The following is a 7,986-nucleotide window of genomic DNA, read 5'->3' on the forward strand; positions in this document are numbered from 1 at the left end:
CCGGTCGCGATGGTTCGCGAAGCCGTCACAGCGGCGCCGCGAAGCGGCGGGTTTCCCACCAGATGTTGAGGTAGTTACCGGCGAAAATCAGCGCCGCGCCGGCGAAAACGAAGATGTCCAGCGCCTCGCCGTAAAGCGCCATGCCGACCACCGCGATAACCGGCAGGCGGGCGAAATCCAGCGGCACCACGACGGTGGCCGGTGCGATCGCCAACGCCGAGGTCAGGCAGTAGTGCGCCGCCAGCCCGGCCGCGCCCACCACCGCCACCCATGGCAGCAACGCAACCGGCGGCAGCGCAACGTCGCCATCCACACCGGCACAGAGCAGCCCCATGAGCGCCTGCAGCAGCGTCATGTAGAACAGCACGCAGGTGATCGTCTCGGTCCGCGTCAGCCGCTTGGTCAGCATGATGTTCATCGCGAACCCGACCGCCGCGACCGCCGCCGCCAGAACGCCCGCGTTGACCGTCTCGGGGCTGGGCCGGGCGACGATCAGGATACCGGCAAAGCCCAACGCCGCGGCAAGGCTGCGCATCGGGGTCATCCGTTCACCCAGAACCAGCGGTGCCAGCACCAGCACCCACAGCGGCGAGGTGAACTCCAGCGCGAAAACCTGCGCCAGCGGGATCGCGGTGATCGCGAAGAACCACAGGTTCTGGCCGGCGAAGTGGAACACGTTGCGCGTCAGGTGCAGCGCCGGCCGGCGCCGGGTGATGCCGCGCCAGCGCCCTGTCATGACGGCAACCGCAAGCACGATGACCAGCCCCACCAGGCTGCGATACATCATGATCTCGAAGGTGTCGAAACGCGCCGACAGCGCCCGCCCGGCCACCGCCATGGACGAGAACGCCGCCACGGCGCCGCTCATCCACAGCGCGGCACGCAGAACGGGTGGCGAGGTGATGTCGGTCATGGCGGTGCCGCCAGCGCGGCTTGGACCCGATCAACGATCAGCGGCGCCAAAAGCACCGCCCCCGCAGTCGAGGGGTGATCGTCATCGAAATACAGCGCCTTGCCGTCGCGTGCGTTCTCGCACCGTCCCGGCGGGCGGGTGTCGCAGAACACGTCGACCGGCCGGACATGATGCAACCCCGGCAAAGTCAGCGCATTGAACAGCGACAGCACGTCGGCGTTGCGTTCCTTGTAGCGCGCATAAGAGGTGCTTAGTGGCTCGGTCATGTCGGGGGCGAACAGCGCCCGTTTGGCACGGGTGCGCGGCACGTGCCACCCGGCTTCGGGGATGGGGTGAACAAGGATGACATTGAATTCCTTCGTTGATGCTCTGATCTGCGCCTCCATCTCGGCCAACACCTTCGCCTTCCGGTTACCCCCGCCACGCGACAGCGCCTGCCCGGGAATTGTATCCGTTTCGGCGGGCGTTCCGTTCTCCACCCCCCCTTCGCCATTATCAAACCTCTCGCCGGTCGCGTGCAGGGTAAACCGAGACGTCAGAACGATTGTCGACGCGCCAAGATCATGAGCCACCTGCCGCATCATGCGATTGTATCGATCACAGGCCAGGCTGCCGTTGCGCTTGAATCCCGGCAGCGCAATACATCCGGGGCTTTCATATGCGTAGGAGGAAATGCCTGCCGCCATCAAATGTTTCTGCGCCATGTGGGAAACTGCGCCGGAATGGCTGTCGCCGATGAACACGACCTCGGCGCGCCTATTGATCAGAAAATCGTCGCACCCCTCGACCGGATGATTGGCCGCTAATCGTTTATCCCGGAATTGGCAGCGTCGCGTATATGGGTTGCGATCCTTTTCGAAGGAATCAAGCGCAACAACCCGCGCCGGAAGTCGCCCCGGCAGGCCGTTGCTCAGATGCCCCACCAGCCCAAAGCCGAATAGCGCCACGCCGACCGCTGCGGAGGTGCCGAAGACCTGGCCTCGGCGCGGCAGCAATGGCGCGCCGCGGTCGCGGAAGGGCTGCTCGACATAGCGCCAACTCAACCATGCCAGCGGGAACGTGGCGAGGGCCAGCGCCATCATCAGCCAGACGGAAGGTTCGTGCAGACTGCGCACCCGCGCGAAGGCAAACAGCGGCTGGTGCCAGAGGTAGGCACTGTAGCTGATCACCCCGATTGCCGTGAAAGCGCGCAGCGACAGCAACCGCGCGACCGCCGTGCCCCGCACCCCATAGGCGATGATCAAGACCGTGCCCCCCACCGGGGCTAGGGTATAAAGGGACGGGAATGGCGTCCCCGCATCATAGACCAGTGCCGACCCCACGATCAGCGCCAGCCCAAGCGCACCCAACGCGCCGTTGCCGCGCGGTGTGCGACCGAACATCGCAACCGCGCAGATCGAGCCAGCGAGCAGTTCCCACAGCCGCGACAACGTGAAAAAGAAGTTCTCCGCAGGGTAGGCCCGCCAGCCCCACTCGGCCACGCCCAGCGATGCCAGCGCAAAAGCGCCAAGGCAAACCAGCAACCACCGTCGTGACAGCCACGCAAGCGCCATCAACAGCGGCGGGAACATCAGGTAATACTGTTCTTCCACCGCCAGGCTCCAGGTGTGGAGCAGCGGCGCGAATTCGGTGCCGGTTGCGAAATACCCTGCGCTGTCAAGAAAGTAGAGGTTCGATACGAACAGAACCGTCGCCGCCAGGCTGTAACAGAACTGCACCAGGGCCGACGGAATCATCCAGGCCCAGGCAAATGGCAGGCACACAAGCAGCACCGCGAAAAGCGCCGGCAGTATGCGCCGTGCACGCCGTTCGTAGAATCGCAGTATTGAAAACCGCCCCGCGGCCTGTTCACCCAGCAGGATGGTGGTGATCAGGTAGCCGCTGATGACGAAAAAGACATCCACGCCGACAAAGCCGCCGCTCATCGCGCCGAATCCCGCATGGAACAGGATCACCGGCACCACGGCCACCGCGCGCAGGCCGTCAATCTCGGGACGATATTTCATTGGGCGATGGTCCTGCTTCCTGCGCCTTTTCGACGGGCCTTAGCAACTTCGGTGCGCGTGGCCAAGCCCACACCGGTTCAGCGCGCGATAACCAGGTCCGCGCACAGCCCGCCCAGCCGCCCGGACCGGCCCAGCCGCAGGCTGCCGCCATGGGCGCGGGCGACGTCCGAGGCGATGGCCAGCCCCAGCCCGACGCTGCCGCCGCGATCCTGGTTGCGGGCGGTGTCGAGCCGGGTGAACGGCTTGAGGGCCTCTTCTCGGGCGTCCTCGGGGATACCGGGGCCGTCGTCCTCGACGCGGATGCGCAGGTTGCGCGGCGTCAGTCGCGCCGAAACGACGGCGTGCTCGCCGTAGCGCACGGCGTTGCCGATCAGGTTGTCGACGGCGCGCCGTATCGCCACCGGCCGCAGCGCCACGGTGGTGCCGGGTTCGGGCACCTCGCCCAGTTCGACCGGCTTGCCGGCGCGCTGCGCATCCTCGACCAGTTCGCGGATCATCACGCCCGGATCGGTGTTCTCCGGCAGGGTATCCGTGGCGGTGCCGCGCGCGAAGGACAGAAACTCGTCCAGCATCCTTTGCATGTCGGCCACGTCGCGCTCCAGTGGTGCGCGATCGGCCTCGTCGAGCATCGACAGCCCCAGCTTGAGCCGCGTCAGCGGCGTGCGCAGATCGTGACTGACCCCCGACAGCATCAGCGTGCGCTGTTCGATCTGCCGCTCGATGCGGGCGCGCATGTCGAGAAAGGCATGCCCCGCGGCGCGCACCTCGATGGCGCCGGTGGGCTTGAAGGGCAGGTGGCGCCCCTTGCCGAAGGCGGCGGCGGCATCGGCAAGCCGCTTGATCGGGCGCAACTGGTTTCGCAGGTATAGAAACGCGATCAGCGTCATCACGCCGCCGAAGAACACCATGTTGACGAACAACTGGTGCGAATTGCGTGCGCTCAGGCGGCGCCGGTTCACGCCGATCTCCAGCACCCCGGCCGACGTGTCGAGGTAAAGCCGCGCCGGCCCGTCGCCGCCCAGTTGCACGGCACGCAACCCGGGCAACTTGTTGTCCAGCCGGCGCAGTACGATCGCGCCGGACAGATCGTACCAATCGCGGTCGGTCTCGGGCAACTCGGCCCCTTCGGGCAGGTAGCGCAGTTCCAGCTTCAGCACCCGCGCGGGCGCCGCCATCGCCGCCAGCGCCGCGTCATGCCCCGCGTCCTCGGGGATGCGCGCCGTGACCAGCGCGATCTCACGGCTCAGGGCACCGGTCATCTCCTCGGTCACGTCCTCGAAATAGCGCTGGATCACCACCACCGAGACGACCAGTTGAAGCGTCACCACGGGCAGGATGAGAATCAGCAGCGCCCGGCCATAGAGGCCACGAGGCATGCCGCGCTTGAGCCAACGGAAGATCATGGCTTGCAGCCTACTGCAATCAGGGGAAAAATGGACAGGTTTTTTGCGCTTCGCAGATGCCCGGCCGAGCAGGAGACGACATGCAGACCGAGGATGATTTCGACCCGCCCGCCGGCGTGGCGCAAACGCTTGCGCCGGGGCTGCGACGCGTCCTGGCGCCCAACCCCTCGCCGATGACATGGCGCGGCACCAACACCTACCTGCTGGGCGGGCAGGGCGGCATCGCGGTGATCGACCCCGGCCCCGACGATACCGGCCACCTGACCGCGATCATGGCGGCGCTGGAGCCGGGCCAGAAGATCACGCATATCCTGGTGACGCATGCGCATCTCGATCACTCGCCGCTGGCCCGGACGCTGGCGCGGGAAACCGGCGCACCGGTGCTGGCCTATGGCGACGCCGGCGCCGGGCGCAGCGCGGTGATGCGCGAGCTGGCCGCAGCAGGGATTTCGGGGGGCGGCGAAGGGGTGGATGCGCGCTTTGTTCCCGACGAGTCCTTGCCCGACGGCGCCCGCATCGTCGGCGACGGCTGGCAAGTCGAAGCGTTGTGGACGCCGGGCCATTTCGGCAACCACCTGTGCTTTTGCACGGGTGATGCGATATTCACCGGTGACCTGGTGATGGGATGGGCCAGTTCGCTGGTATCGCCGCCCGATGGCGACCTGACCGATTTCATGGCGTCGTGCCGGCGTTTGCGCGCGCGCGGGGCAGGCGTGTTCCATCCCGGCCACGGCGCCCCCGTCACCCGGCCGGCGGAGCGGCTGGACTGGCTTATCGCGCATCGCGAGGCACGCGGCGCCGCCATCCTCGGTGCGCTGCGCGACGGCCCCGCCGATGCCACCACGCTCGCGCGGCGCCTATATACCGACACGCCCGCCGCCCTGCTGCCCGCCGCAGCGCGCAACGTCTTTGCACATCTCATTGATATGGAAGGTAAATCAATGGTTCGCGCGCGCGGCCCCCGGAGCGCCGACACCGCCTATGAGATCTTCGCCTGAGCCCCCGGATTCTCTGCCGTTTTCCCGGTAAAACCCTCTGGACGCCGTTCCCGAGGGTTGCTATACGCCACCTCGTGTTCCGGCGTAGCTCAGCGGTAGAGCAGTTGACTGTTAATCAATTGGTCGTAGGTTCGATCCCTACCGCCGGAGCCAAAATTCTCTAAGGTGCTGAAAATATTGGCATAACTGCGACAAGAGTCGCAGATGCGCCATCATGGCACGACTCCTGTCCCTCCGCCTGGCACATTCGCTGGCACAGGAGTCGTAGACATGCAGGCCAAGCTCAGAACCCAACCACATCTCGAATACCGTCCTACGGGCTTTCATTGGCGTCGTCGCTGGCCGAGCCGAATCCGAAAAATCTGCGATTCCCGAAAAAAATCTTTTCTGCTCTTTTCGCTCCGCTCCCACGTCATCCCCGACGCGAAGGCGCTGGCTCAGAAACTCACCCTTCTGAGCGATATCGCCTTCGCAGGAGTGACGGAGAGAACGATGGCGATCGCCCCGGACATCATGGAAAGGCTCCTTGTGGAGTTGTGTCGCTTCCTGATCGAGGCGGCCGATGTTGCGCGCGAGACGGCCCCGGCCCGTAGCGCCGAGACCGCAGCCTACGAGCTTGCATGTGCCAATGCGGCCGTGGACAGCCTTCGAACTGCAATCGCCACCCGGGACCGTGAGGTAGCCCGCGCGCCGCTTCAGGCTGTCGCGGCACGGCTGGGCGTCACGCTCGATGAAGACGATCCCGACTGGCGTCGCCTTGCCTTCCGCGCCTTGCGTGTCATGCTGGATGCCGAGCAAGAAAACCAGCGCCGCGATCAGGGCGAGTTCGAAGCCCCATCCGCCGTTTTTCAGACCGCTCGGACGCTCGTCGAGGCGCCCCGGGCGGGCGCAGAAGCGTTTTCCACGGTCCCGTGCAGGTCAATGCCGCTCGGGAGTGACTATGTAGCTGATATGGCCCCGTCCCCAGCCGCATGCGCTGCACACCCACCGGCGCAGGCAGCGATCGCATCGGTCGCGCCAGACAGTGCCAATGCGCCGCGTTCCGCTCAGGAGGCACCCGCATCTGCGACAAGGCCAACTGAGGTCGCAGCCGCTCAGGAAAACGATACCGCCTGCCCGAGCCTCACAAAGGGCGCCCAGATCTACATCGATCTGCGCAGCAAAGGATACAAGAGCTTCAAGCCAAGCGAACAGAGGAACGAAAAGGCTGGGGCCAGCTGGGCGCGCAATACCGCGCCGAATGTGCGCTCGACCGCCTGCCTCATGTCACGTATCTTCGGCGACAAACCCTTCAGCGCAATCAATGATACCGACCTGAAGGACGCTTGGGAACTCCTCGACCGCCTACCTCGCTCCTATCAGGCCAGGACCTCGAAACTTTCGCCGGAAGCGGCCGCAGACGAGGCAGACGCCACCGAAAAGCGCAACCAGCAGATCACCCGCGCACGGCTTAAGAAAAAGGGAGCCAGCCCCGGCAAGATCGAATCCGCGATACTGAAGGACCGCCTCCCGCGTCTAAGAACGGCCACGATCTATCGGCACATGCAGGATTTTCAGCGGATTTGCGTCTGCATGAAGAAAAAGGGACATATCGCGACCAACATCATGGAAGATCATATCTGGGATTCAGCCGAATATCTGCGCCGTGAAACGCTCGAAGAAGACAATGAGCGCCTGACCTGGTGCGGACATCTCGACAGCCTCTTCCGTTCACCGGTCTACCAGGACAATCTTGACGATGTCGGTGACCCGATGTTCTGGGCGCCGCTGATCGCCCTGCACATGGGTTTGAGAAGCGAGGAAATCCTGCAACTTTTTGTATCTGACATTCAGGTGATCGGCGATGTTCCCTGTATCGTGCTGCGGCAAGGACCGGGGCAGAGCCTGAAAAGCAAAGCCGCCCGGCGCACTGTGCCGATCCATAAAAACCTTTTGAAGCTCGGTTTCATGAAGCTGGTCGCGCTGCGAGACCGAGATCAGGAGCCGCGTCTGTTTCCGTGGATCGAACGCAGCCAGAACAAAAAGACCTTCACCGAGACGTTCTCGAAACGGTTCACGCGATACCGCCAAGATCACAAGATCTACGACAAGCAGCGCGACTTCCATAGCCTCCGCACGACCTTCAATCATCTGCTCATCGCTGCCGAATGCCCCGACACGCAGCGGCGCGCTCTGATGGGCCATGTCGAGCGAGATATCGGGATCGTGCACTATAATCCCCACGGGTTCTCGGAAGAGCAGCTTCAGCGGCGCGTCAATTCGATCGAGGTTGATATCTCAATGATCCGACCGCCATTCGATACGTCTCAGACCATGAACGTGACGCATTTGTCTGACCGCCGTCAGCCGCTTCCTGCGTAATCGGCACAGGCGTGTAGAGCGTCAACCACCTTGTCCGCGTGCGACAACCACCATGGCCGGTTTTGAGGCCGCCGGGGTTGGCGTGTCGTTTGGTGTTTTGGGTTAGGTTTCTCCTTCGTTCTGGTTGTCGGCGATGGTTGTCGCTGAGGCATCGGCCTGTGCCCGCTTGTTCAGGGCAGCCGCACGCTGCCGGTAACTTTCGGCGTTCATCTCCATGATGGTGGCATGGTGAACGAGCCGGTCGATGGCGGCGACGGTCATGGCCTTGTCCGGGAATATCTGATCCCATCCGCTGAACGGTTGAT

General features: G+C 64.3%; 6 protein-coding genes and 1 tRNA gene. 3 read left to right on the top strand and 4 right to left on the bottom strand.

Annotated features, from left to right (window positions below; translation table 11 throughout):
* Nucleotides 1-25: 25 nt before the first annotated feature.
* From Q0L89_RS10430 to Q0L89_RS10440, 3 genes are all read right to left on the bottom strand, one after another.
* A complete protein-coding gene (locus Q0L89_RS10430) occupies nucleotides 26-913 on the bottom strand; it encodes a DMT family transporter (RefSeq protein ID WP_296764697.1) in 888 nt (295 codons plus the stop codon).
* On the bottom strand, nucleotides 910-2,919 hold the full coding sequence (locus Q0L89_RS10435; RefSeq protein WP_296764701.1) for an acyltransferase family protein: 2,010 nt from the start codon (nucleotides 2,917-2,919) through the stop codon (nucleotides 910-912). The genes Q0L89_RS10430 and Q0L89_RS10435 overlap by 4 nt, the downstream gene beginning before the upstream one ends.
* Before the next feature lie 77 nt (nucleotides 2,920-2,996).
* On the bottom strand, nucleotides 2,997-4,322 hold the full coding sequence (locus tag Q0L89_RS10440) for an ATP-binding protein (RefSeq protein ID WP_296764702.1): 1,326 nt from the start codon (nucleotides 4,320-4,322) through the stop codon (nucleotides 2,997-2,999).
* Between the two features lie 80 nt (nucleotides 4,323-4,402).
* Between Q0L89_RS10440 and Q0L89_RS10445 the strand changes: the two genes are divergently transcribed.
* The 3 genes from Q0L89_RS10445 to Q0L89_RS10455 all read left to right on the top strand — a co-directional run bounded on the left by Q0L89_RS10445 (nucleotide 4,403) and on the right by Q0L89_RS10455 (nucleotide 7,681).
* Nucleotides 4,403-5,320 carry an MBL fold metallo-hydrolase gene (locus Q0L89_RS10445; RefSeq protein WP_296764705.1) on the top strand — a complete coding sequence of 306 codons (918 nt, stop codon included), beginning with the start codon at nucleotides 4,403-4,405 and terminating at the stop codon, nucleotides 5,318-5,320.
* A gap of 78 nt (nucleotides 5,321-5,398) precedes the next feature.
* A tRNA-Asn gene (locus Q0L89_RS10450) sits at nucleotides 5,399-5,473 on the top strand.
* A gap of 117 nt (nucleotides 5,474-5,590) precedes the next feature.
* On the top strand, nucleotides 5,591-7,681 hold the full coding sequence (locus Q0L89_RS10455) for a site-specific integrase (RefSeq protein ID WP_296764707.1): 2,091 nt from the start codon (nucleotides 5,591-5,593) through the stop codon (nucleotides 7,679-7,681).
* A gap of 102 nt (nucleotides 7,682-7,783) precedes the next feature.
* Here the strand turns inward: Q0L89_RS10455 and Q0L89_RS10460 are convergent.
* Nucleotides 7,784-7,986, bottom strand: a 203-nt coding sequence (locus Q0L89_RS10460; protein WP_296764710.1) for an ATP-binding protein, incomplete at its 5' end; no start/stop codon positions are given.

It is taken from the genome of Sediminimonas sp. (genome assembly GCF_024637375.1).
Classification (GTDB): domain Bacteria; phylum Pseudomonadota; class Alphaproteobacteria; order Rhodobacterales; family Rhodobacteraceae; genus Sediminimonas.

Excerpts from the sequence above, each read along its gene's own strand:
- Q0L89_RS10430 (WP_296764697.1), bottom strand. The coding sequence starts at position 913 with ATGACCGACATCACCTCGCCACCCGTTCTGCGTGCCGCGCTGTGGATG.
- Q0L89_RS10445 (WP_296764705.1), top strand. The coding sequence starts at position 4,403 with ATGCAGACCGAGGATGATTTCGACCCGCCCGCCGGCGTGGCGCAAACG.
- Q0L89_RS10440 (WP_296764702.1), bottom strand. The coding sequence starts at position 4,322 with ATGATCTTCCGTTGGCTCAAGCGCGGCATGCCTCGTGGCCTCTATGGC.
- Q0L89_RS10435 (WP_296764701.1), bottom strand. The coding sequence starts at position 2,919 with ATGAAATATCGTCCCGAGATTGACGGCCTGCGCGCGGTGGCCGTGGTG.
- Q0L89_RS10455 (WP_296764707.1), top strand. The coding sequence starts at position 5,591 with ATGCAGGCCAAGCTCAGAACCCAACCACATCTCGAATACCGTCCTACG.